This window comes from Sphingomonas sp. PP-F2F-G114-C0414 (assembly GCF_003688595.1).
Classification (GTDB): domain Bacteria; phylum Pseudomonadota; class Alphaproteobacteria; order Sphingomonadales; family Sphingomonadaceae; genus Sphingomonas.
Window position 1 is genome coordinate 76,070 of sequence record NZ_RCWT01000013.1, and the last position, 24,497, is coordinate 100,566.

The 24,497-nt window shown below is 66.8% G+C and carries 21 protein-coding genes; 9 read left to right on the forward strand and 12 right to left on the reverse strand.

Annotated features, from left to right (window positions below; genetic code table 11):
• Positions 1–15 precede the first annotated feature (15 nt).
• Positions 16–624 carry an NADPH-dependent FMN reductase gene (locus C8J47_RS14905; RefSeq protein WP_121886513.1) on the reverse strand — a complete coding sequence of 203 codons (609 nt, stop codon included), beginning with the start codon at positions 622–624 and terminating at the stop codon, positions 16–18.
• A gap of 184 nt (positions 625–808) precedes the next feature.
• Between C8J47_RS14905 and C8J47_RS14910 the strand changes: the two genes are divergently transcribed.
• The 3 genes from C8J47_RS14910 (at position 809) to C8J47_RS14920 (ending at position 5,032) form a co-directional block, all read left to right on the forward strand.
• A complete protein-coding gene (locus tag C8J47_RS14910; protein WP_121886338.1) occupies positions 809–2,962 on the forward strand; it encodes a transglycosylase domain-containing protein in 2,154 nt (717 codons plus the stop codon).
• A gap of 151 nt (positions 2,963–3,113) precedes the next feature.
• Entirely contained in the window at positions 3,114–4,115 is a 1,002-nt protein-coding gene (locus C8J47_RS14915) for a low specificity L-threonine aldolase (protein WP_121886339.1), read from the forward strand.
• Complete coding sequence (locus C8J47_RS14920) at positions 4,112–5,032, forward strand: DMT family transporter (RefSeq protein WP_259467582.1); 921 nt, start codon at positions 4,112–4,114, stop codon at positions 5,030–5,032. Before C8J47_RS14915 ends, C8J47_RS14920 begins: the two co-directional genes overlap by 4 nt.
• Here the strand turns inward: C8J47_RS14920 and C8J47_RS14925 are convergent.
• Positions 4,945–5,781: an NAD(P)-dependent oxidoreductase gene (locus tag C8J47_RS14925; protein WP_121886341.1), complete on the reverse strand. Its 837-nt coding sequence runs from the start codon at positions 5,779–5,781 to the stop codon at positions 4,945–4,947. The two genes, C8J47_RS14920 and C8J47_RS14925, sit on opposite strands and share 88 nt — an antisense overlap.
• A gap of 4 nt (positions 5,782–5,785) precedes the next feature.
• Positions 5,786–7,492, reverse strand: coding sequence for a M28 family metallopeptidase (locus tag C8J47_RS14930; RefSeq protein WP_121886342.1), 1,707 nt, complete (start codon positions 7,490–7,492; stop codon positions 5,786–5,788).
• Between the two features lie 278 nt (positions 7,493–7,770).
• Here C8J47_RS14930 and pepN point away from each other — a divergent pair, with 278 nt between their 5' ends.
• Positions 7,771–10,359: an aminopeptidase N gene (gene pepN, locus C8J47_RS14935; protein ID WP_121886343.1), complete on the forward strand. Its 2,589-nt coding sequence runs from the start codon at positions 7,771–7,773 to the stop codon at positions 10,357–10,359.
• 151 nt (positions 10,360–10,510) lie between these two features.
• Here the strand turns inward: pepN and C8J47_RS14940 are convergent, their stop codons facing one another.
• On the reverse strand, positions 10,511–10,939 hold the full coding sequence (locus tag C8J47_RS14940) for a nucleoside deaminase (RefSeq protein ID WP_121886344.1): 429 nt from the start codon (positions 10,937–10,939) through the stop codon (positions 10,511–10,513).
• Positions 10,940–11,011: 72 nt separating this feature from the next.
• On the reverse strand, positions 11,012–11,230 hold the full coding sequence (locus C8J47_RS14945) for a hypothetical protein (RefSeq protein ID WP_121886345.1): 219 nt from the start codon (positions 11,228–11,230) through the stop codon (positions 11,012–11,014).
• A gap of 182 nt (positions 11,231–11,412) precedes the next feature.
• On the opposite strand from C8J47_RS14945, the gene rpmB reads away from it, so the two are divergent.
• Entirely contained in the window at positions 11,413–11,712 is a 300-nt protein-coding gene (gene rpmB / locus C8J47_RS14950) for a 50S ribosomal protein L28 (RefSeq protein ID WP_056053386.1), read from the forward strand.
• A gap of 98 nt (positions 11,713–11,810) precedes the next feature.
• Here the strand turns inward: rpmB and C8J47_RS14955 are convergent, their stop codons facing one another.
• Entirely contained in the window at positions 11,811–12,836 is a 1,026-nt protein-coding gene (locus C8J47_RS14955; RefSeq protein ID WP_259467584.1) for an esterase-like activity of phytase family protein, read from the reverse strand.
• 155 nt (positions 12,837–12,991) lie between these two features.
• On the opposite strand from C8J47_RS14955, the gene C8J47_RS14960 reads away from it, so the two are divergent.
• Positions 12,992–13,381, forward strand: coding sequence for a glycine zipper 2TM domain-containing protein (locus tag C8J47_RS14960; RefSeq protein ID WP_121886346.1), 390 nt, complete (start codon positions 12,992–12,994; stop codon positions 13,379–13,381).
• Positions 13,382–13,741: 360 nt separating this feature from the next.
• On the opposite strand, the gene C8J47_RS14965 is transcribed toward C8J47_RS14960, so the two are convergent.
• The 6 genes from C8J47_RS14965 to lgt form a co-directional block, all read right to left on the reverse strand.
• Positions 13,742–14,257, reverse strand: a complete 516-nt coding sequence (locus C8J47_RS14965) for a phosphoribosyltransferase (RefSeq protein ID WP_121886347.1) — start codon at positions 14,255–14,257, stop codon at positions 13,742–13,744.
• 135 nt (positions 14,258–14,392) lie between these two features.
• Positions 14,393–15,751 carry a cystathionine gamma-synthase family protein gene (locus tag C8J47_RS14970; RefSeq protein WP_121886348.1) on the reverse strand — a complete coding sequence of 453 codons (1,359 nt, stop codon included), beginning with the start codon at positions 15,749–15,751 and terminating at the stop codon, positions 14,393–14,395.
• Positions 15,752–15,841: 90 nt separating this feature from the next.
• The gene (pgeF, locus tag C8J47_RS14975) at positions 15,842–16,600 is read right to left on the reverse strand and encodes a peptidoglycan editing factor PgeF (RefSeq protein ID WP_121886349.1); all 759 of its coding nucleotides are present in this window, start codon (positions 16,598–16,600) and stop codon (positions 15,842–15,844) included.
• A 151-nt stretch (positions 16,601–16,751) separates the two neighbouring features.
• The gene (locus C8J47_RS14980; protein WP_310886136.1) at positions 16,752–17,288 is read right to left on the reverse strand and encodes a GNAT family N-acetyltransferase; all 537 of its coding nucleotides are present in this window, start codon (positions 17,286–17,288) and stop codon (positions 16,752–16,754) included.
• A complete protein-coding gene (locus C8J47_RS14985) occupies positions 17,261–18,322 on the reverse strand; it encodes a class I SAM-dependent methyltransferase (protein WP_121886351.1) in 1,062 nt (353 codons plus the stop codon). The genes C8J47_RS14980 and C8J47_RS14985 overlap by 28 nt, the downstream gene beginning before the upstream one ends.
• A gap of 139 nt (positions 18,323–18,461) precedes the next feature.
• A complete protein-coding gene (gene lgt / locus C8J47_RS14990; RefSeq protein WP_121886515.1) occupies positions 18,462–19,397 on the reverse strand; it encodes a prolipoprotein diacylglyceryl transferase in 936 nt (311 codons plus the stop codon).
• Positions 19,398–19,434: 37 nt separating this feature from the next.
• Here lgt and C8J47_RS14995 point away from each other — a divergent pair, with 37 nt between their 5' ends.
• From C8J47_RS14995 to hemH, 3 genes are all read left to right on the forward strand, one after another.
• Positions 19,435–21,123 carry a class I adenylate-forming enzyme family protein gene (locus C8J47_RS14995; protein ID WP_183129128.1) on the forward strand — a complete coding sequence of 563 codons (1,689 nt, stop codon included), beginning with the start codon at positions 19,435–19,437 and terminating at the stop codon, positions 21,121–21,123.
• Positions 21,124–21,281: 158 nt separating this feature from the next.
• Positions 21,282–23,468 (forward strand): xanthine dehydrogenase family protein molybdopterin-binding subunit, encoded by a 2,187-nt coding sequence (locus C8J47_RS15000; RefSeq protein ID WP_121886353.1) that lies wholly within the window; start codon positions 21,282–21,284, stop codon positions 23,466–23,468.
• Entirely contained in the window at positions 23,465–24,472 is a 1,008-nt protein-coding gene (gene hemH / locus C8J47_RS15005; RefSeq protein ID WP_121886354.1) for a ferrochelatase, read from the forward strand. The genes C8J47_RS15000 and hemH overlap by 4 nt, the downstream gene beginning before the upstream one ends.
• Positions 24,473–24,497: the final 25 nt, after the last annotated feature.

Genomic DNA, 24,497 nt, shown 5'->3' on the forward strand with positions numbered 1-24,497 from the left:
GATAGCGCGAACCTGTTAGTTCGCCGGCTCGGACAACGGCGCGAACCGCGCCACCTGACGCCCGACCAAACACAATTGCTCGATCACGGCGGGATCGTTCGCGCCGCCTTCGTCGTCGAACTTCGTCACCTGCGTGTTGATCGCGGCCGCGAACGGCGTCGGCCACCCGCGCAGCGCGTGGACGATCGAGCGCAGCGCCGCGATCGTGCTGCCGGTCGCCTGCCAGCCATACGCCGTGGCGATCAGCCCGACCGGCATGTCCGCCAGATACGGGCGTTCGTCGCGCGCGGTTTCCTCGAGCAGGTCGAGCGCGTTCTTCACCACGCCCGAGATGCTGCCATGATAGCCCGGGCTGGCGATGATCACCGCCGATGCGCCGCGTACGGCGTCGACGAACGCGCGTTCGTCCGCGGTGCGCGTCGTCGCTTTGGGATCGTAGAGCGGCAGCCGCGCCATGTCGGCGCCGCCGAACATCTGCGTGCGATAGCCCTGCTTCTCGACCGCATCGAGCGCGATGCAGAGTGCACGCTCGGTCGACGAGACGCCGCCGATCGTGCCGCCGATGCCAACGACGAGGGGGAGAGTGTCGGAAGCGGCCACGGTTTCATCCTGTTCGAACGTCATCGACACGCTCTTCCCCGTTTCGCCGCGCGATGACAACAGGGCTTCGACCGGTTCTCGCGCTGCGAACACCACGGACGCTGTCGCTAAGCCCCGGTACACGTTAGGCATGCGCATAGGCTTGCCCGAGCTGTCATAGAACGATAACACACTAAAGTCCGCCGCTTGGCCGACCTGGAACGATCCGATGCGCCCCGATCCCTTCGACCCCGACCGTTCCAGTTCGCGCGGCGACCGCGAGCCCTATGCCTATGAGCGCGAGCGACTGATCACCGAACGCGAACGCCTGCGCCAGAAATACGAAGCCGAGCGCGATAGTGACGAGTCCGGGTCATATGACGACCGCGATGCGGCGCCCTACGCCACCGCCCGCGTGCCGCGGCGCAAGCGTCCGATCGGTCGCTGGATCCTGCGCGGAGCGGGGATCGGCATCGTCCTGCTGGTGATCGCGATCATCTGGCTGGCGATCACCGCGCCGCTGTCGAAGTCGCTCCAGCCGCCGACTCCGCCCTCGATCACGCTGACCGCGGACGACGGCACGCCGATCGCGCGACGCGGCGCGATCATCGGCAAGTCGGTCGACGCCTCGAAGCTCCCGCCGCACGTCACGCAGGCGTTCCTCGCGATCGAGGACCGGCGCTTCTATTCGCACTGGGGCGTCGACCCGCGCGGCATCGCGCGCGCGGCATGGGCGAACATGGGCTCGGGTGGCGTCCGCCAGGGCGGCTCGACGATCACGCAGCAGCTCGCGAAGAACGCCTTCCTCGATTCGGACCGCACCGCGACGCGGAAAATCCGCGAGGCGATGATCGCGTTCTGGCTCGAAGCATGGCTGTCGAAGAACGAAATCCTCTCGCGCTATCTTTCGAACGTCTATTTCGGCGACAACACCTACGGGATCAGCGCGGCCGCCAAGCATTATTTCGGCCGCACCCCCGACAAGCTCAACGTCGGCCAGGCGGCGATGCTCGCCGGCTTGGTCAAGGCACCCTCACGCCTCGCCCCGACCTCCAACCTCGAAGGGGCGCGCAAGCGCGAGGCGGTCGTGGTCGGCGCGATGGTCGACGCGGGCTTCCTCACGAAGGCGGAGGGCGACGCGGTCCAGCCGCAGCGCGTACTCGGCAGCCGCCCGTCGCAGCTCCCCAACGGCACCTATTTCGCCGATTGGATCCTCCCCGAAGCGCGCGACCAGGCGGGCGAGGTCAAAACGGAGACCACCGTACAAACCACCCTCGATCCACGCCTGCAACGCGCCGCCGAACGCACCGTGGCGCGGGCAGGTCTTAGGCAAGCGCAAGTCGCGCTGGTGGCGATGCGTCCCGATGGTCGCGTCGTCGCGATGATAGGCGGCAAGAACTACGCGAAAAGCCCGTTCAACCGCGCGACGCAGGCCCGCCGCCAGCCCGGCTCGACCTTCAAGCTGTTCGTCTACCTCGCCGCGATGCGCCAGGGCCTCACTCCCGATTCGACGATCGAGGACCGCCCGGTGACGATCGGCGACTGGACCCCGAAGAACAGCGACGGCCGCTATCAGGGGACGATCACGCTGCGCCAGGCATTCGCGCGCTCGTCCAACGTGGCGGCTGCGCGACTCACGCAACAGGTCGGCGTCAAGGCGGTGATCAAGGCGGCGCGCGACCTCGGCATCTCGACGCCGATCCCTAGCGAGGCCACTATCGGCCTCGGCACCTCGACCGTGTCGCTGCTCGAACTGACCGCCGCCTATGCCGCAATCGCGCGCGAGCAATATCCGGTCCAGCCGCGCGGCCTCGCCGACGTGCGCGAGAAGGGCTGGTACCAGTCGCTGACCGGCGGCGCGACCGAGATGCCGTCGAAGATCCACGACGAGATGCTCGACCTGCTGGCGGCCTCGATCCGCACGGGCACAGGGCGCGGCGCGAACCTGACGGTCGACGCGTTCGGTAAGACCGGCACGACGTCCGACAACAAGGACGCGCTGTTCGTTGGCTTCGCGCGCGATCTGGTGGTCGGCGTGTGGGTCGGCAACGACGACAATTCGTCGAACCCCGGCCTGTCGGGCGGCGGCATCCCCGCACGGATCTGGCGCGACTTCATGCAGAGCGCGCTGGGCATCGCCCCGATCGCCGCGCCGGCTCCGGCGGTGGAGGAAGTCGATCCTGACGCACTGCCGGCGGAAGACCAGGACAACTCTATTTTGCCTCTGGGCGGCGAGATCGAGGGGATGGGCTTCAACCTGAAGATGGGCGAGGACGGCACCATCTCCGTCGGCCCCTCCCGCCGCGACCGCCAGGAAGGCCCGCCCCCCCGCGACGATCGCCGGCCACCAGAGGAAAAGCCGGGTTACGACGAGGGGCAGTAGGACTCCGCCCGCAAGACAGCTTGTTTCCCCGCGAAGGCGGGGACCCAGACTGGGCTCCCGCCTTCGCGGGAGAACAAGAAAGCGGTCGCTAACGTCCGAGCGGCCGAAGCCCCCCGTTGACGCCACCACCGCATCGCAGCATGTCTCACCCATGCGCTTCTTCTCCGACAACGCCGCCAGGATCCACCCGCAGGTCATGGCCGCGATCGCCGCCGCCGACACGCTCGACACCGCCTATGCCGGCGACGCCTGGAGCCAGCAGCTCGACGGCCGCCTGTCCGCGCTGTTCGAAACCGACGTCGCCGTCCTCTGGGTCCCGACCGGCACCGCCGCCAACTGCCTCGCACTCGCAGCGCTTTGCCCGCCGCACGGCGGCATCGTCTGCCACCGCGACGCGCACATCCAGAACGACGAGGGCGGCGCGCCCGAATTCTACACGCACGGCGCCAAGCTGTTCCTCGCCGACGGCGAGGCTGCAAAGCTCACCCCCGACACCATCCGCACCGTCCTCGACGCGATCCCCGACGACGTCCACCGCGTCCAACCGCACGCGATCTCGATCACCAACGCCACCGAATATGGCCGCGTCTACCAACCGCACGAAGTCTCGGAAATCGGCGCGCTGGCGAAGGAGCGCGGATTAGGCTTCCACATGGACGGCGCACGCTTCGCCAACGCGATGGCGCGGGCCGGCTGCTCCCCCGCCGACATGACGTGGCGCGCCGGCGTCGACGCGCTGAGCTTCGGCTTCGTCAAGAACGGCGCGATGAGCGCGGAGGCACTGATCTTCTTCAAGCCCGACCTCGCCGCCGTCACGCAATACCGCCGCAAGCGCGCAGGCCTTCTGTTGTCGAAGGGGCGGTATCTCGCCGCGCAGATCCTCGCCATGCTCGACGACGACCTCTGGCTCGCCAATGCCAAGGCCGCCAACGACGGCGCGACGAAGCTAGCCGCCGCCGCCGGTGACCGCCTCGTCCACCCGGTCGAAGCGAACGAAGTGTTCCTCCGCGCCACGCCGGAAGAAGCCGCAGCCCTCCGCGCAAAAGGCTTCGACTTCTACGACTGGGCCGCTGGCGAAATCCGCCTCGTCACCGCATGGGACAGCCCTGCGGACGCAGTCGGCCTCCTCGCCGACGCCCTCCGCGAGCTGTGACCGGCCCCACCGACCCACCACAGTCCACGCGGGCCGGGGTACTGATTCCGTTTGGCATCGTCACGCTGATCTGGGGCTCGACCTGGCTCGTCATCCGCGACCAGATATCGGTGGTGCCGCCGAGCTGGTCGATCAGCTACCGCTTCCTCGTCGCCGGCATCGCGATGGCGATCTACGCCAGCATCAAGCGCGAGAGCTTCAGGTTCGACGCACGCGGCTACGCGTTCGCGGCGGTGATCGGCATCGCGCTGTTCACATTCAACTTCAACTTCGTCTACCGCGCCGAGCATTATGTGACGTCGGGCCTCGTCGCGGTGGTGTTCGCGCTGCTGCTCGTCCCCAACGCGATCTTCGGTCGCATCTTCCTCAAGCAACGCCTCGGTCGCCAGCTGATGGTCGGGTGCGCGGTGGCGATGGCGGGGGTCGCGTTGTTGTTCGTCAACGAGGCGCGAGTCGATCCGCACGGACCGCGCTCGGCGACGATCGGCATCGTCCTGACGCTGTGCGGCGTGATGGCCGCGTCGGTCGCCAACGTCATCCAGGGCAGCGCGTTCGCCAAGCGCTATCTGATGGCACCGACGCTCGCGATGGCGATGCTGATCGGCGCGAGCCTCGACGCGGCGTTCGCCTGGATCACCACCGGGCCACCCGTGTTCGAGCCGCGCTTCGGCTATGTCGCGGGCATCCTCTATCTCGGCGTGTTCGCGTCGGCGCTCGCCTTCCCGCTCTATTTCAACGTCATCCGCGCGATCGGTCCGGCCAAGGCGGCCTATTCGGGCGTGATCGTGCCGGTGATCGCGATGCTGCTATCGACGATCTTCGAGCGCTATCACTGGTCGACGCTGGCCGTCGCCGGCGCGATCCTGTCGGGCATTGGACTCGTCATCGCACTCAGCGCACGCAGACCGGCGCGGTAGTCCGGCCAGGCGGGCGTCCAGCCGAGCACCCGCTTCGCCTTGCCGTTCGCGACCCGCCGGTTCTCGTTATAAAACCCGCGCCCCATCGCCGAGAGCTCCTCGAGCGTCACGAACGGCGGCGCAGGCATCCCGAGCAACATCGCCGCGAACGCCACCACGTCGTTCTGCGACGCGGGCACGTCGTCCGCCAGATTATACGCCCCCGCCGGCGCATCGAACCCGGCGATCACGCCCGAGACGATATCGTCGACATGCGCGCGACTGAACACCTGGCCGGGTTGCTCGATCCGGTGCGCCTTGCCCTGCCGCACCCGGTCGAGCGGCGAGCGACCCGGACCATAGATCCCCGGCAACCGAAACGTCCGCGCACCGATCGCCAACCAGTCCGCATCCGCCGCCGCCCGTGCACTCCTGCGACCGCCACCGATCGGCGCAGTCTCGTCGACCCACGCGCCCTGCGCATCGCCGTACACGCCGGTCGACGACAGATAGCCGAGCCACGCGCGCGTCCGCAGCAACAGCGAGCCGTAGCGCCCGAGCACCGGGTCCGCCTCATGCTCGGGCGGCACCGACGACAGGATATGCGTCGCCGCTGCGATCTCCGCCGTCACCGCATCGACATCGTCGAACCGGAGCGTATCACCCCGCCCGTCGCGCGTCGTGCCAACGACATGCCAGCCCTCTCCCTCGAGACGCTCAGCAAGACGCGACGCGGTGTACCCCAGACCGAAGATCAGCAGCCGGCTCATACGATCAGTTCCTCGCTCCGGTGGACGCCATCGGCCCCTTATACAAAGTCGCGAAATAATCGCCGGCATTCCACACCGGCCGCTGCGCCCCGTCGGCGATCTCGCGCGCGATCCGGTAGTTCGCGTCGACGAACCGCACGCCCTGATCCCACAGGATCGGCTGCGTCAGGTCGTCCGACGGCTTGTGGTAGTTGTTCGCCATGAAATACGCGACCGCGGCCTTGCCCGGCCCCTTCTGACCCGGCCACAGGAACACCGACGGGATCCCCTTCTGGACGAAGCGGAAGTGATCCGACCGAACGAAGATTCCCTCCTCCGGCATCGGGTCGGGCGACAGGCCGACACCGATCGCCGCGACCGCCTTCTGGACGATCGGACCGATCGTCGAGCGCTCGGCGCCGAACACCACCATGTCCTCGAATTTGTAGGTCAGGATCGGCATGTCGAGGTTCACGTCCGCGACGATCGAGGTCAACGGCACCGTCGGGTGATTGGTGAAGTAATCGCTGCCGACCAGCCCCTTCTCCTCGCCAGTGACCGCGAGGAACATGATCGTACGCTTCGGCGCCTGCCCGCTGGCCGTGAAGCGCTTGGCCTCCTCGATGAGGCTGGCGATGCCGATCGCGTTGTCGAGCGCGCCATTGTTGAGCGCATCGCCCTTCACCGGCTTGGTGATGCCGATGTGATCGAGATGTGCCGACAGCACGACGACCTCCTTGCCGACCACCGGATCGCTGCCCGGGATCACGCCGACGACGTTGCTGCTCGCGGCGGGCACGAAGCTCGTCTTGGTCGCGACGGTCAGCGTACCGACCAGCGGCACCGCCTTGAACTTCGCGTTGTCGCCTGCCGCCTGCTTGGCGACTCGGCTCCACGGCGTCTTCGCACCCGCGAACAGCTTGGCCGCGCCGACCATGCTGACCGTGCCGAGCGACGGCGCGCCAGGTGCATCGACCTTGCCGGTACCGTCGGGGTTCGCCCATGTCATCCGCGGCGTCGCATAGGAGTCGGCCAGCTTGCCGAAGGTCCGCACCTTTGCCGAGCGCGGGCTTTCCAGCGTGATCACGCCGACCGCGCCCTTGGCCTGCGCGATCGCTGCCTTCGTGCCGCCCGAGCCAAAGAACGCGCGCTCCTCGCCGCCGAACCGCGCGGGCGATCCGCCGAAATACGCTACGATCTTGCCGCGCACGTCGACGCCCTTGTAATCGTCCTGGCCATATTGCGGCGCGTCGATGCCGTAGCCGACGAACACGACGGGCGCCGAAACGCTCGTCTCCGCCTTCGCGCCGTTCGCCGCGGGCACGTAATCCTCACCGAACACGAGCGGCTGCGCAGGCCCGCGACCGGTCCAGACGAAATCGCCCTTGCTCGCCGCCTTGTAGCTGACCAGCGGCATCGCCTGGAGATAGCCGCCGGCATCCCCACCGGGACGCAGCCCCGCGGCATAGAATTGCGCGGCGACATATTGCGCGGCGATGTCGAACTCGGGGCTGCCGGCCTCGCGACCCTTCATCGCATCCGACGCGAGGAACAGCACATGCGCCTTCATCGCCGCCTGATCCGCCGGCAGCGGTGCGGCGAGCTTCGCGTTCACCTCGGCCGTATTCGGGGCGGTCACCGGAGCCAGCGCGGGGGCAGCTTGGGGCGCAGTCTGAGCAAGGGCAGAGGTAGAAAGCGCGAGCATCGCGAGCGCGCCGACAGGACGATACATCCGGAAATCCTTGCAAAGGGAACGTGTTGCAGCGGCGTAGCATCCACCGTCACCCGCGCAAGCTTTGGGGCATGGAGCAAAGACCTTCTCCGCAGAGAAGTACCACCCCGGCGGAGGCCGGGGTCCAGTTGGGAAACGGTGCTGACGCAGGCTGCGTTCCGTTACTACAACCTCTCCAACTGGACCCCGGCCTTCGCCGGGGAGGTGCAAGTGATCGAACCGCGCGGCCCCAAGCTTTGGCTGGCGATAGGCGGCCACGGCCCTATATTCGCAAGCATATGCTCGATATCCAGAACAGTCTCGCCCACCCGCTCGTCATTCGCCGCGAGGACTATACCCCGCCCGAGTGGCTGGTCCCCGAGACGAAACTGGACTTCGACCTCGATCCCTCCACCACCCGCGTAACGGCAACATTGTCGGTTACGCGCAACGGCGATCACGCCGCACCGTTGCGGCTCGACGGCGCGGGCCAGAAGCCGCTGTCGGTCACGGTCGACGGCGTCGCGATCAACGACTGGCGGATCGACGGCGAACAGCTCGTCATTCCCCTCACCGGCGCCGCGCATGTCGTCGAGACTCAGGTCGAGATCGCCCCCGATCGCAACACGCAGCTGATGGGGCTCTACGCCTCGGGCGGCAATCTCTGCACGCAGTGCGAGGCGGAAGGCTTCCGGCGCATTACCTACTTCCCCGATCGGCCCGACGTGCTCAGCATCTATTCGGTGCGGATGGCCGCGGACAAAAAGCACTTCCCCGTGCTGCTCGCGAACGGCGATCCGGTCGCGCAGGGCAATCTCGACGATGGCCGCCACTGGGCAACCTGGCACGACCCCTTCCCCAAGCCGTCCTATTTGTTTGCACTAGTCGCCGGCGATCTCGCGGTGAACCGCAGCAGCTTCACGACCATGTCGGACCGCGAGGTATCGCTCGGCATCTGGGTGCGCGAGGCCGACCTCCCCAAGACCGACCACGCGTTGAAGGCGCTCGAACTCGCGATGGCGTGGGACGAGACGACCTATGGCCGCGAGTATGATCTCGACGTGTTCAACATCGTCGCAGTCGACGATTTCAACTTCGGCGCGATGGAGAACAAGGGCCTCAACATCTTCAACTCGCGTTACATCCTGGCCGATCCGGATACCGCGACCGACTACGATTACGACGCGATCGCCGCGGTCGTCGCGCACGAATATTTCCATAACTGGTCGGGCAACCGGATCACCTGCCGCGACTGGTTCCAGCTGTCGTTGAAGGAAGGCTTTACGGTCTATCGCGACCAGGGCTTCTCCGCCGATCAGGGTTCGCGCGCGGTCAAGCGGATCGAGGACGTCCGCGGCCTGCGCGCGTCGCAATTCCCCGAGGATTCCGGCCCGCTCGCGCACCCCGTGCGCCCCGAATCCTACCAGGAGATCTCCAACTTTTACACCGCGACGATCTACAACAAGGGCGCCGAGCTGATCCGGATGATGGCCGCGATCCTCGGACCGCAGGGCTTCCGCGCCGGCACCGACCTGTATTTCGACCGGTACGACGGCACCGCCGCGACCTGCGAGGATTTCGTCACCTCTATGGAGAAGGGCGGCAAGGTCGACCTCACCCAGTTCCGCCTCTGGTATTCGCAGGCGGGCACGCCGCGGGTTTCGGCAAGCCTGTCGCACGACGGCGACCGCGCGACCCTGCGCCTCGCACAGCAGGTACCCGCGACGCCCGGCCAGCCGGTGAAGTCGCCGATGGTGCTGCCGCTGCGGGTGAAGCTGTTCGGTGCCGAGTCGGGCGCGGCTCTGACCGACGAGCGGCTCGTCCTGTTCGACGACACGCTCGACACGATCGAATTCGAAGGCCTCGCCGAGCGCCCGGTACTGTCGATCAACCGCGGTTTCTCCGCCCCGGTTGTGGTCGAGAGCGACCGCACCGCCGCCGACCTTGCTTTCCTCAGCGCGCACGACGACGATCCGTTCGCGCGCTACGAGGCGATGCAGCAATTGATGCTCGACACGCTGGTCGCGTCGGCGGGCAGGCATGCGGATCACGAGGGCGTCATCGCCGCGGTCGCGAACACGCTCGCCGACACCGATCTCGATCTCGCCTTCGTCGCGGAGGCGGTGTTGCTGCCGTCGGAGAGCTTCATCGGCGACCAGTTGGCCGTCGTAGATCCCGACGCGATCTTCCGCGCGCGCGACGCGCTGCGCCGCGATCTTGGCACGCGGCTGGAGGCGCAATGGCGGCAGGCGTATGCGCGGGGTGAGGGCCAATCCTACGCCTATACGCCGGAGGGCAAGGGCCTGCGTCGCCTGCGAACCGTCGCACTCGGCTATATAGCGGCCAGCGGCGCGGCGGATGCGGCGGACCTCGCCTTCGCGCAGTTCGATTCGGCGGACAACATGACCGACCGGATGGGCGCGCTGACGACGCTGGTCAGCAGCGCGTCCGAGATCCGCAGCACCGCGCTCGACATCTTCTACAGCCAATATTGCGACAACCCGCTGGTGCTCGACAAGTGGTTCCAGGCGCAGGCGCAGTCGTCGCGCGACGATACCGGCGCGATCGTCGCGGGGCTCGCCGACCATGCCGACTTCACACTGACCAACCCCAACCGCGCGCGATCGCTGATTGGCGCGTTCGGCGCGAACCAGCGGGCGTTCAACAATGCCGACGGCAGTGGCTACCGGTTCCTCGCCGACCAGCTGATCGCGCTCGACCGCCTAAACCCACAGACCGCGGCGAAACTCCTCCCGCCGCTTGGCCGCTGGCGCCGGTTCGATGCGGCGCGCGCCGGGTTGATGCGCGCGGAACTGGAGCGGATCGTGTCGACGCCGGGGCTGTCGAAGGACCTGTTCGAGCAGGCGTCCAAGAGTCTCGAGGGCTGAACCGATTAATCCTCCCCCGCCAGGGGGAGGTGTCTGGCTCTTGCCAGACGGAGGGGGAGGGCAGCGATTACCGCTGTTGCGACGTCCTCCCCCTCCCTCGCCTTCGGCGCCACCTCCCCCTTGCGGAGAGGATCACGGAAACGCGCTGCCCCTACCTGCGCGCGGCAAAGAACTCCCGCAGGATCGCCGCCGCCTCGGTCTCCGCAATCCCCGCGTAAATCTCAGGCCGGTGATGGCACGTCGGCTGGCTGAAAAACCGCGGCCCATGCTCGACCGCGCCGCCCTTCGCATCCGCCGCCCCATAATAGAGCCGCGCGATCCGAGCATGCGCGATGGCCCCGGCACACATCGCGCAAGGCTCCAGCGTCACCCAAAGGTCGCATCCTTTGAGACGATCGCTACCCAACGCCAAGGCCGCAGCGCGAATCGCCTGAATTTCGGCATGCGCCGTCGGATCGCACAGCGCGCGCGGCGCATTAGCCGCGGTCGCTAGTATAATGCCGTCTTTAACGACAACGGCGCCGACCGGGACTTCCCCAGCCAGCGCCGCATCGCGTGCCGCGTCGAGCGCGCGGCGCATAGGGTCGGGAACCGGGAACATGGCCTCAGGCCCTGCCCCGCCGCTCGCCCCACGTAAACACCCGCGTAAAGATCAGTTCGGCGCCTGGCTGTTGGCCGGCTTCTCGACGTTGATCGTCGGCACCGCCACGGTCTTGTTCTCGGTGCCGAGCGTGACCTTGGCGACGTCGGCCTGGAACTTCGGCGCCTGGACGACGCCCTGGCGGGTCTGGTCGATGTTGATGATCCCGAAATACATCAGGCCGACTACGACCAGCACGATGATCGCGACGAGAGACAAGAGCGTACGCATGGGACATCCCCTTTTATTGAACAGTTCGATAGCGTAACAACGTCGTCGATCGCTGCGGGTTGCACAATGCCCATTGCGGACGACCGCGGGCACGTTTGACGTGAATCGGTTGACGAAAGCCGGCGTGCCAGCTATCCGCGCGCCTTTCCGGGGTTCCTCCCGACACTTGAATAGGTAATCACATGTCGCGCATCTGCGAACTGACCGGCAAGGGCCGGATGGTCGGGAACAACGTCTCCCACGCCAACAACAAGACCAAGCGCACGTTCCTGCCGAACCTGCAGAACGTCACGCTGCTTTCCGATTCGCTCGAGAAGGGCGTCAAGCTGCGCGTCTCGACGCACGGCCTACGTACCGTCGAGCACAATGGCGGCCTCGACAACTGGCTGGTGAAGGTCTCGGACGACAAGCTGTCGCTCCGCGTTCGTCGCCTGAAGCGTGAAGTCGTCAAGAAGATCGCAGCATCGGCCGTCGCCGCCTAACAGCGACGGTTGGCGGTTGTCGCCTGACAGCGACGTCGTAATGCGATCACCGCGGCCCGCCCTGCACCTAGCAGGGCGGGCCGTCGGCGTTTGAAGGGCTAGCGATCCAGCCGGAACTTCAGCAGCAGCGTGCGCTGGAGAAACATCTGGTTGTCGTCCGACACGATCCACACGATCGTCGCGCCGTTCTCGACCGTCGTGTCGATCCCCTCGAAATTGTCGTGGATCAGCGGCGAGTCGATCGTCGCGATCAGCCGGCCGCGCGCGATTCGCCCCGCCGCCACATCCCGCGCGACGACCCGCGATATCCGGTTGGACCAACGGAACGGCAGCCTGAAGCCGCGATCGAGCACCAGCAGGTCGCCGTTCGGCAATGCGGTGACGTCGGACGGATCGTAGCGGCCATAGGGTTCGTAGGCGAAACGTTGCGGCGGCCCGACCTGAGTCGGATCCCCCGCGAAGATCAGCGCCTGGCGCGTGTGCAGCCGCTCGTCTTCGGACCGACTCCAATCCGAGGGCCGCGCATGCGCCACCTCGCTGATGACCACGAACCGGCCATCCGGCATGCGGGCCATCGACTCAACACCGCCATTGGCGGGCCATTTTCGCATCGCCTCGGGATTTACGCGGGCCTCGTAGCCGGTGAACCCGGACGAATATCGCCAGATCGCGTTACGGTATTCGAAGCCGACCCAGATCTGGCCAGTGCGCGGGTCGATCGCCATCGATTCGCTGTCACGGTCGCCCTTCTCCCAACCGATTCCGGGCCCGGCGGGCAGATTGGTAAAAGCGATCGCATGCGGCCGCCAATCCGCTCCCATGTGGAACTGGACGATATTGCCGCCGTCGCTGAGCAGCGTGAATCGGTCGTCCGTGCCAGAATGCGCGACATCGAGCGACGAGAAGCCGCCGAACGCCGGATCGCGGCTGTCGAGGGCCACGCCACCAAGATACGTCAGCCCGCCAACGCGCACATGTCGCGGGTCGGTGCGATCGAGCATGACCCGCGTCGCGGTCAATTGCGCGCTCTTGCCGAGCAGGTCGAGCCGCGCTTCACCCGACCAGGTCGGGACGATCGTATAGACGCTCGTGCATACGAACAGGATAGTGATCAGGCGCCGCATCGCGTCCTAATAGGGTGTCCGGCGATCCGCGGAAGCATGAACAGCGGATAACGGAGGCATTCAGGCTTAGCTCAATGCGAATCACTCATAAGCGTCTCATCGAGGATGGAAGCACGGCCCCCGCCGCCGCCGAAATCCCCAACGGGAGACGCACGATGTTCAAGACTTTTACACTCGCCGCCAGTGCCCTCGCATTGGGTGCGACCACCCTCGTTCCCGCCGCCGCCGATGCGCAGCGCTGGGGCCCACGCTACGAGCGTGGCTACGATGGGTATCAGGACGGCTATCGCGGATACGATCGTGGTTACGACCGGAGCGACTATCGCGAGTACCGCGGAAACGACCGCCGCTACAACGCGCGCAGCCGTCGCGGTTGCGACAACACCGGCGGCACGATCATCGGCGCGCTCGCCGGCGGCCTGCTCGGCCACACCATCGCCGGTCGCGGTGACCGGACGATCGGGACGCTGCTCGGCGCGGCCGGCGGTGGTCTGGCCGGCAACGCGATCGATAAGTCGGATAACCCCGGGTACTGCCGCCGATAGGGTCGGCAACGCCCGGGCCGGTGCGAGCGAAGGCGAGCAATCGCCGGCACGGACGGCGGGCAGGCGCTTAGCCTGACCCGACCGACGACGGCTTTGCCGACGTCGCGCCCCGATAGGGCCACCCAACCAGTTTCCCAGTTCCCTCGCGTAGCGTATCGAGGGCGAGGGCCGGCTTCCCGTACGGGAGCCGGCCCTTTGTTCGTCTGTACTCGAGCATTCTCCGCACCGGTAATTCAGCTGCCCCGCTCCGTCATCCTGACGAACGTCAGGACCCAGGGTAACTGACCACCGTCGATCTTGACTCTGGGTCCTGACGTTCGTCAGGATGACGGTGGGTCGTTAGGACGGTGGGTGGCTCGATCAGGCGATCCGCTCAGGCACTTCCGCCGCATCCTCGGCAATCGCAGCCGCCGGTGCCACCGCCTCCCAGGGAAACACGAACCAGTCCTTCGTCACCGTCCGGTCGATCGTCCGCGCGCAATACTCGATCCGCTCGGCCGAACTGACGTTGTCGATCAGCATCGCAAACCGCACCGCACCCTCGACCGCCCCCGCCGTAACAAGCGCCCCGCGCAAATGCGTGATCGTCCGCCCCGAATCGTTGATGTCGTCGAGGAATAGCAGCCGCTCGCCGTCCCGCGTCCGCTTGGCGAGCTTGACCAGCGGTTCGTCGGCAAAGTCCTTCACCTGACTCGAATAGTCGACCGACAGCGTAGGCAAGCCGATCGCGTGACTGAGGAACACCGCCGGCACGAGGCCGCCGCGGCCGATGCCGATGATAAAATCGGGCTTCCAAGTATCCTCGGTCAGCTTGGCGGCGAGGATGTGGATCGCGGCGACGAACTCGTGCTGCGGGATCGGGGTGAAGATTGGCATCGGCAGGACGCTAGCCAGTGTACATCGAAACGTCACCCCGGACTTGTTCCGGGGTCCACCGTGCCGCGAACTATTCTCGATCGATGTGCGGCACGGTGGATGCCGGAACAAGCCCAGCATGACGGAGGGTTGGGCTCAGATCGTCTCCAGCGCCTGCTCGAAATCGGCGATCAGATCGTCCGGATCCTCCACCCCGATCGAGATCCGGACGAGGTTGTCCGTAATCCCCAGAGCCTGCTTGCGCGCATCCGGCACCGACAGATGCGTCATCCCCGCAGGATGGCTAGCCAACGTCTCGGTCCCCCCCAGCGACACCGCCAGCTTGGCGATCTTGAGCGCATCGAGGAACGCGAAGCTCTCGCGCTCGCCGCCCTTGAGATACAGCGAGAAGGTCGAACCGCCGCCGGTGCAATGGCGACGGTAGATGTCCGCCTGACGCTCCATGCCCGGCTCGTCCTCGAGGAAACCCAGATATGCGACCCGCTCCACCTTCGGATGGTGACGGAGAAAAGCGCAGACCTTCGCCGCATTCTCGCCCGCACGGCTCATCCGCAGTTCCAGAGTCTCCAGCGACCGCAACAGCATCCACGCCGTATTCGGATCGGTGATCGTCCCGATCGTGTTCCGCATCGTCCGGATCGTATTGATATGCTCCTTCGTGCCGAGCACGCCGCCCGCGACCAGATCCGAATGCCCGCCGACATACTTGGTCAGCGAGTAGACGACGATATCCGCGCCATGCTTGAGCGGCTGGAACCACAACGGCCCGAGGAACGTGTTGTCGATCGCAATCGGCGGCTTCTCGCCCCCGTCGCGAGTGGCGAAGATCGCATCGCGGCTGGCTGCGACTGCCTCGACGTCGACCAGCGCATTGGTTGGGTTCGCCGGGCTTTCGAGATAGATAAGCGCGACGTTACCGGTCGCGGCCTCGGTCATCACCGCGTCGATCTCCTCGCGGGTCGCGCCCGCCGGGAAGTCGAGCCACTTGACCCCGAACTTGCCGAGCACGCGGCCGATCAGCGTCTCGGTCGCCGCGTACAACGGCCCCGAATGGACGATCGTGTCGCCCGGCTTGACCATCGCCAGGAACAGCGTCGCGATCGCCGACATGCCCGACGAGAAGGCGAGCGCGTCCTCCGCCTCTTCCCAGACGCCGAGACGATCCTCGAGGATCTCCTGGTTCGGCCCGTTGAAGCGCGAATAGACGAGCCCCTCGGCACCGCCCGGACGCTTGCCGGTAACGCCTTCGAAGTGACGCTTGCCCGCCGCCGCGTTGGGGAAGACGAAGGTCGAAGTGAGGAAGATCGGCGGCTTCAGCGAGCCTTCCGACAGCGCGGGGTCGTAACCGTGCCCCATCATCAAGGTCGACGGCTTCAGCTTGCGCCCGCCGATCTTCTCGACCTCGGGCTTCGGTGCGACGCGCGCGGCGACGCCGGTCAGGTCCGCTTCGGTTTCGGCGGGGACTGCGCCGGCGTTTTCGGGGGTATCGGACATCAATATGCTCCTGCGTGGCCCGTCTTATGCGAGCCGATGTGCGGAGCCTAAACGACCGGCGCAGGCTTTGGGACCCGCTATAGGCCCCTATTACAGACCGATTATGCTGATCTGGCGCCCATAGGAGGGCTCGCCGCGATGGGTCGCGCGGCGATAGCTGAAGAAGCGATCGTCATCGGTGTACGTGTCGAGCCCCAGCGCCTCGATCCGACCGATCCCAGCGACCGCGAGCCGGCTGACGACATAGGCCTCCAAGTCGAACTGGTAATGATCCGCGCGGCCATCGGCGAATAAGCGCTCGTTCTCCGGATCCGCCTCGCAAAACCGGCGGATGAACGCGTCGTCGACCTCATAGCTGGCGCGCGCGATGCACGGCCCGACAGCAGCGACGATCCGATCGCGGTGCGCGCCGATCGCCTCCATTGCGAGGATCGTGGAGTCGGTAACGCCGCCGAGCGCGCCTTTCCAGCCGGAGTGGGCTGCGGCAACGACGCCGGCTTCACGATCGGCAAACAATACGGGTGCGCAGTCGGCGGTGAGAATTCCCAGCGCGAGGCCGGGACGGTTGGTGACCAGCGCATCGGCATGCGGACGGATCGCGTCATCGAACGGTTCGATCACGGTGACCGCGTCGGCGGAATGGACCTGATAGAGACCGACAAGTCTCGCACCGGGGAGGACGGCCTCGGTAGCGCGACAGCGGTTCTCAGCAATGGCGGCGGGGTCGTCGTCAGACCCGATGCCGACATTGAGACTCGCATACGCCCCGGTCGAGACGCCGCCACGCCGTCCGAAAAAGCCGTGCCGAATGTCGCCAAGCGCCTTCGCGCGGATTGCGTCGATGGTCATAGCGACCGCCCCACCCATAGCTCCACCCCGGCGAAGGCCGGGGCCCAATTGGGGGACGTTGCTGACAGGGGACTGCGCATCGTTACTGCAACCTTTCCAATTGGGCCCCGGCCTCCGCCGGGGTGGTACCGATTCGATGCACTAACGACCATCACAACACGAGCCGCATGATCCGGTCATCGTCGGGCTGCTCCCCAACCATGAACACATACCGCCCGATCTCGACGAAGCCGTATCGCTGGTAGAACCGGTGCGCCCGGTGGTTGTCGACATACACGCTGAGGATCATCTCCGTGCGACCATCAGCCCGTGCGACATCGATCGCCCAATCCATCAACGCCGGGCCAACCCCCGCACCATGCTGGTCGCCCCGCACATAAAGCTGGTGAAGCTCGATCGCCGTCGCCGGCCAGTCGCCGGGGAATGCGACGGGTCCGATCTTGGCAAACCCGACGATCTCACCCGATTCGTCCACCGCGACGCGCACCGTGAAGGCAGGATCGGAGAGTTGCGCCGGCAACCCCGTGTCGCCGAACGCCTGGTCGAGGAAGGCGGCGAGGTCTTCAGGCCGGTACAGCGTACCGAACGTATCGGTGAAAGACCGCTTCGCCATCGCGGCGAGTTCTGCGCCATCAGCGGGCACGGCATCGCGATAGGCGATCATGCAAACGCCGCCGGTGTCGGCCAAGTCGGCGCGGTGATCGCCAGCGCTCTGAAGAGCGTACCCATATCGTCCATCAACCTCCTTCGATCCGCTGCCAATGCTTCCGCCCGCGCAGGCGACGCCTTGGCGAGTGCCGACGTCCGCGAATCGATGCCGAGCGCACCGAGCAGGTCGCGCTGCGTCACCGGCCCCCACGCGACCGCGCCCTCCGTTTGGGCGGCTGCAGCGAGCGTGGTGAAGTCGACATGCGCGGTCAGGTCGTGCTCGCCGGGCACATCGAACGGATTGGCGAACGCATGCCCGCGCACCGCCTGCAACGTGTCGCCGAGCGCCGGCCCCTCATAGCCATAATCGATCGCGATCAGCGCACCGCCCTGCGCGGCGATCCGCTTGGCGAGACCGCGAATGATCGTCACGGCTGCAGGCGAGGTTTCGAGGATCGAGCCCGCGGGCGCGTCGCGGAACGGCTCGGGGATGACGGCATCCGGAAGCGGCTTCCCGGCGATCGGCAGGAACAGCAGGTCCTGTGCCGCGACGAGGCGTTCGTGCCACTGCTCGCGCTTCACCAACTGCCGGATCGGCAGCGCGTCGAAGAACTCGTTGGCGACGACGATCAGCGGGCGATCGGTCGGCAGCGTTTCGACCGCATCATGCCACGTCGCAGCGGGCACCCGCTCGGCTTGAGCTTTTCGCAACGCCGGACTGGTCTCGACGAAATGTAACGGCGGCTCCAGCCCGGCCTTCGCCATCGCCCGCGCGGCATCGGCGGCCAGCGTCCCGCGACCCGGCCCAAGTTCGACCCAAGCCACCTCGGGGCGACCAGCGCGGTCCCAAAGATCAGCACACCACAAACCGACAAGCTCGCCGAACATCTGGCTGATCTCGGGCGCGGTGGTGAAGTCCCCCCCCGCCCCCAACGGGTCGCGCGTCGCGTAATAGTGCGCGTTCGCCGCCGCCATATACTGCGCAACGGGAATCGGACCCGCGAGCGCAATCGCGCGGGCGAGGCGTTCGGGGAGGGCGGTGTCGGTCAGGGGGGTGTCGGACATGTCGACCATCTCAAAAATCTCTACCACCCCGGCGAAGGCCGGGGCCCAGTTGGAACGTCCGTAGTGACGTGCGTTGCGCGTCGTTACATCAACCTTCCCAACTGGGCCCCGGCCTCCGCCGGGGTGGTGCTTCTATTCGAAGGAAGCGTCAGGCGACGCTCGCCGTCCCCGCGATCGGCTCGACCCGCACGCGCCGCTTGGCCGACGTCGCCACCAGATACGCGCCCCCGACGATCATCGGCACGCACAGCCACTGCCCCATGTGCAGCCCGGTATGCTCGGCAAACGCCCGCAGCTGCGAATCCGGCTCGCGGAAGAACTCCACGACAAACCGCGCGATCCCGTACCCCAGCACGAACAACCCGACGAGCTTGCCCGGATCGTACCGCGCCTTGGTCTTCCAGAACGCGAACCACAGCAGCACGAACAGGACCACGCCCTCCAGCCCGGCCTCGTACAGCTGGCTCGGATGGCGCGCCGGCTCGACCATCCCGAACGGCACGGTACGCTCGAAGATGATCCCCCACGCGACGTCGGTCGGCTTGCCCCACAGCTCGCCATTCACGAAGTTCGCCAGCCGCCCGAAGAACAGTCCGAACGGCACGCAGCACGCGATATAATCGTGCACGCGCAACCAGTTGAGCTGGTGCTTCCGCGCAAACAGGATCAGCCCGATCGACGTGCCGATCACCCCGCCGTGGAACGACATGCCGCCGTCCCAGAGCCGGAAGATCCGCAACGGATGCAGGAACATCTCGGGCGCGTAGAAGATCACATAGCCGAGCCGCCCGCCGAGGATGATCCCGAGCGTCGCGTAGAACACCAGGTCGTCGGCATGGCGCCGCGCCATCGGTGCGCCGGGCTGGGCGAGCAGCTTCAGCAGATACCACCAGCCGAGCAGGATCCCGCCGATATAGGCAAGGCTGTACCAGCGCAGCGTGAAGAAGCCGATCGAGAAGACATCGGGGTGCAGCCCCAGATCCTCGAAGCGGATGTGACTGCCGACGGCAGGCGCTACGGCACCCGCAGCGGCGGTGATGGTCGACAGGATCAAAGGCTTTTCCCCACGCGTTCGCCCCTGCATAAAGACCGATAACGATAAGACCAAGTAGGAGAGCGATATGCGGACCGAGCTCGATGCAGCTATGGATTCGACGATGGCCGCGCTGACCGCGCCCGACGGCATGCTCGCGCTCGGATCGGCCGAGCGGTTCGGCGTCACGCTGCCGACGATCGCCGCCGCCCCGCCCGCGCTCAGCTACTATTTCGCACACTACGCCAACGAGCACCGCGACGCCGTCTTCATCGTGTCGGGCGCCGAACGGCTGACGTTCGGCGAGGTCTACGCCGCCGCCGAGCGCACCGCCCGCGCCCTTGTCAGCGGCTACGGCATCGCCAAGGGCGACCGAATCGGCATCGCGATGCGCAATTCGCCGTCTTGGATCGTCCTCTACATGGGCATCATCATGGCCGGCGGCGTCGCGACCCTGCTCAACGGCTGGTGGCAGTCGGAGGAACTGGAGACCGCGATCGGCGAGGTCGACTGCGCGTTCGTGTTCGCCGATCCGCCCCGCGTGAAGCGCCTCGCGCAGATCGCAGGCCTACGCGCGCCGGTGGTCGAGATCGACGATTCGCGCGAACTCGACGCTGCGCTTGGAACCGTGTTCGCGAAAGACGATCACACCGCCGACCTCCCGCTGCTCGGGCCGGAGGATCATGCCACCATCCTGTTCACCAGCGGCTCGACCGGCCAGTCGAAGGGCGCGCTGTCCGAGCATCGCGCGATCGTGCAGGGCATCTTCAACTATCTCGGCCAGGTCATGATGATGGTCGGGATCGCCACCGCGCAAGGCAATCCGCCGGTCGGCCAGCCGGTCGCGCTGCTGACGATCCCGCTGTTCCACATCACCGGGGAGGTCCCCGTGTTCCTCCAGAGCTTCGCGATGGGCCGGAAACTCGTGCTGATGCCGAAATGGGATGCAGGCGAGGCGATGCGGCTGATCGAGGCGGAAGGCGTCACCTATTTCGTCGGCGTGCCCTTGATGAGCTTCGAGATCCTCAATCACCCCGACCGCGCCAATTACGACCTGTCGACCGTCACCGACTTCGCCGCCGGCGGTGCCCCCCGCCCGGTCGATCACGTCCGCCGCATCGACGAGGAAATGGGCGGAAGCGCACCGCTGATAGGTTACGGCCTCACCGAGACCAACGCGGTCGGCACCGGCAACTGGCGCGGCAATTACCTCGCCAAGCCCAACTCCGCCGGCCGGCCCGGCGCACCTTTGGTCGATCTCGCCATCCTCGACGATGCCGGCCACCCGGTCGACCAGGGTCAGCGCGGCGAGGTCTGCATCCGCACGATCTGCAACTTCAAGGAATATTGGAACCGCCCCGACGCCACTGCCGCCGCGTTCACGTCGGACGGCTATTTCCGCACCGGCGACATCGGTTACCTCGACGAGGACGGCTATCTGTTCATCGTCGACCGCAAGAAGGACATCATCATCCGCGGCGGCGAGAACATCTCGTGCCAGGAGGTCGAAGCAGCGCTGTACGAACATCCGGTCGTTGCGGAGGCCGCCGTCTTCGGGCTGGCGGACGAGCGGTTCGGCGAGGTCCCCGGCGCGGTGGTCGTGCCGCAGGACGGCGAGACGCTGACCCCGGACGACTTGACCGCATTCCTCCACCAGCACATCGCCGCGTTCAAGATACCGCAGCGCATCTGGATTTCGGAAGAGCCGCTGCCAAGACTGGGGACGGAGAAGATCGACAAGGTCTCGCTCAAGGCCAAGTATAGAGCGCTGGCCTAATATCCCTCGCCCCTCCGGGGAGAGGGAGGGAGGAGCCACTTGGCGACGGAAGGGAGAGGGGGAGTGGGACTCCCGGCGCAGGCCCGGAGACCCACTCCCCGTCATCCGCCGCTTCGCGCCACCTTCTCCCCGTGGGGGAGAAGGATTAGAGCCACCTCATGATTAGCAGGCGTGAGATTTTAGTCGGCGGCGGCGCGGGGATCGGGCTCGTCGTCGCCTGGGGCCTCTGGCCACGAATCTACGCCCCAAACGTCGTCGCCAACCCCGGCGAAACCCCATTCGGCGCGTGGCTCAAGATCGGCACCGACGGCCACGTCACCGTCGCCGTCCCGCAGGTCGAACACGGCCAAGGCGTCTACACGACCCTCCCCCAGATCGTCGCGGACGAACTCGGCGCGGACTGGCGCACGATCGGCGTCGAACCCGCCCCCCTCAACCCGCTCTACGCCAACCCAATCGGCACGCACGACCTGTTCGAAGGCGCGTTCGACCGCCTCCCAGACGGCACTCCACAACCACCGATGCTCACCGGCGGATCGAGTTCGATCCGGATGTTCGAGCAAGCCTGCCGCGAGGCCGGCGCAGGCGCCCGCGCGCTCCTTTGCATGGTGGCGGCAAAACGCTGGGACGCCGACTGGACCCAGGTCAATGTCGACGCGGGCTTCTGCACCTACCAAACCAAGCGCATCCGCTTCGCCGAACTCGCCGAGGAAGCCGCGAGGTTCACCCTCCCCGATCCCCTCCCGCTCGGCATCCAGGGTGCAGGCAAGCTGGTCGGCAAGTCGGTCCCCCGCCTCGACACCCCCTCGAAAGTCGACGGCTCGGGCAATTTCGCCGGCGACGTCCGCCTCGCCGACATGGTCCACGCCGCAATCCGCCAAGGCCCGGTAGGCGGGCGCCTGACAAAGGTCGACCGCGCCGCCGCCGACCGCATCCGCGGCGTGCTATCGGTGGTCGAGAACCCGCGCTGGGTCGCGGCCGTCGCGACGACAGGGTGGGCCGCACAAAAGGCGCTCGACGCGCTCGCGCCGCGATTCGAGAACGACACCCCGCTCCCCGATACCAAGTCGATCGACGCAGCACTCGACGCCGCGCTAGCCCGTCCCGGCAAGGAGATGGCGGCCGCAGGCGACGTCGCCACGACCTTCCAGGGTGCCAAGCTCGTCACCGCAAACTACCGCGCGGGCCTCGGTCTGCACGCAGCGATCGAGACCCGCAGCGCAACCGCCTCCTTCTCCAACGGCCGCCTCGAACTCTGGCTGGCAACGCAAGCACCGGGGCTCGCACGATCGGCAGCAGCGCGGGCGGCGGACCTCAGCGAGGATGCCGTCGTCGTCCATCCGATGCTGATCGGCGGATCGTTCGGCGCCGCGCTCGAACACGATGTCGCCGAACAGGCGGCAGTGCTGGCGGTAAAGCTAAGACGCCCGGTCAGCCTCGTCTGGTCGCGTGGCGAGGATTCGCTCCACGATCACTACCGCCCACCCGCCGTCGCGAAGATGGCCGCACGGCTCGCCCCCAACGGCGCGATCATGGGCTGGTCGGCCAACATCGCAGCCCCCTCGACCGGCGCCGAGATGGCACGCCGGATGATGCCGGGCCTCGCGACCGAAGCCTCGCTGATCGGCGTCAAAGGTGACCGCTACGCCGTCGCGGGCGCGGCGCCCGTCTATCGCATCCCCGCCTATACGGTCGAGCACCACCCCGCCAAAATCGGCCTCCCGACCGGCCATCTCCGCGGCGGCGCGCATGGCTACACCGCATTCTTCACCGAATGCTTCCTCGACGAACTGGCGCGCACCGCGCAGTCCGAACCGATGTCGTTCCGCATCGCCATGCTCGGCGGCGAACCGCGACTCGCCCGCTGCCTCTCGACCGCGGCGGCGCTCGGCGGCTGGGACGGCGGCGTCGCCGGCAGCGGCCAGGGGATCGCAGCCCACGCGTTCCGCGGCAGCTACATCGCCGTCATGGCAGAGGCGCACATCGGCGCGGACCAGCGCCCGGTGGTCGACCGCCTCGTCGCCGCGGTCGATTGCGGTGCGCAGATCAATCCCGACATCGTTCGACAGCAGATCGAGGGCGGGCTGATCTTCGGCATGGCCGCCGCGCTTGGCGCTTCGACCGGCTTCACCCGCGGCCTCGCCGACGCGCGCGGGTTCGACACGATCGGCCTGCCTCGTCTCGCCGACACGCCCGACATCACCGTCGAGGTCATCCGCAGCGACGAAGCGCCCGGCGGCGTCGGCGAACTCGGCGTCCCCGCGGTCGCACCGGCGATCGCCAACGCGCTCTATGCGTCAACGGGCTTCCGCATCCGCAATTTGCCTTTAAGACCAGCGCCATGACCCTGCCCCCCGATCACCCCCCGATTCCGAAACCCAAGATCGGCGTGCTGCTGATGAACCTCGGCACGCCCGATGGCCCCGATGCGAAATCGGTGAAGCGCTATCTCGGCGAGTTCCTGTCCGATTCGCGCGTCGTCGAAATCCCGCAGATCGCGTGGCAGCCGATCCTCCGCGGCATCATCCTCAACACCCGCCCGAAAAAGTCCGCGCACGCCTATTCGCAGGTCTGGCGCGAGGATGGCTCGCCGCTCGCCGCGATCACGCGGTTGCAGGCAGCCGCGCTGAAGGATTCGTTCGGGCCGGAAGTGCTGGTCGACTGGGCGATGCGCTACGGCAATCCGTCGATCTCGGACCGGCTGACCGCGATGAAGGCGGCGGGCTGCGAACGCATCCTGCTCGCGCCGCTCTACCCGCAATATTGCGCAGCAACGACCGCGACCGCGAACGACAAGGCGTTCAAGCATCTCACCGGTCTGCGCTGGCAGCCGGCGATCCGCACGTTACCGCCTTATTATGACGACACGCTCTATATCGACGCGCTGAAGGACTCGCTCGAAGAGGGGCTCTCTGCGCTCGATTTCACGCCGGACGCGATCGTCGCCAGCTTCCACGGGATGCCGAAGCGCACGTTGCAGCAGGGCGATCCGTATCACTGCCACTGCCAGAAGACCGCGCGGTTGCTCGGCGAGCGCACGGGGCGCGAGCTGACGATCGCGTTCCAGTCGCGGTTCGGGCCGCAGAAGTGGCTGGGGCCGGCGACCGACGAGACGCTCGTCGCGCTCGCCAAGGCGGGCAAGACCAAGGTGGTGATCTTCGCGCCGGGCTTCTCCGCCGATTGCCTGGAAACGCTGGAGGAACTGTCGATCCGCGGCCGCGAGAGCTTCGAAGAGGCTGGCGGGACGCACTTCGCGTATCTGCCGTGCCTCAACGACAGCCCGGTCGGCGTGGAAATGTTGCGCAGCATTTTGGCGCGCGAGCTTGAAGGATGGGTGCGGGCTGGCTAGCCTTCGGCAAAACACTGAGGAGAGA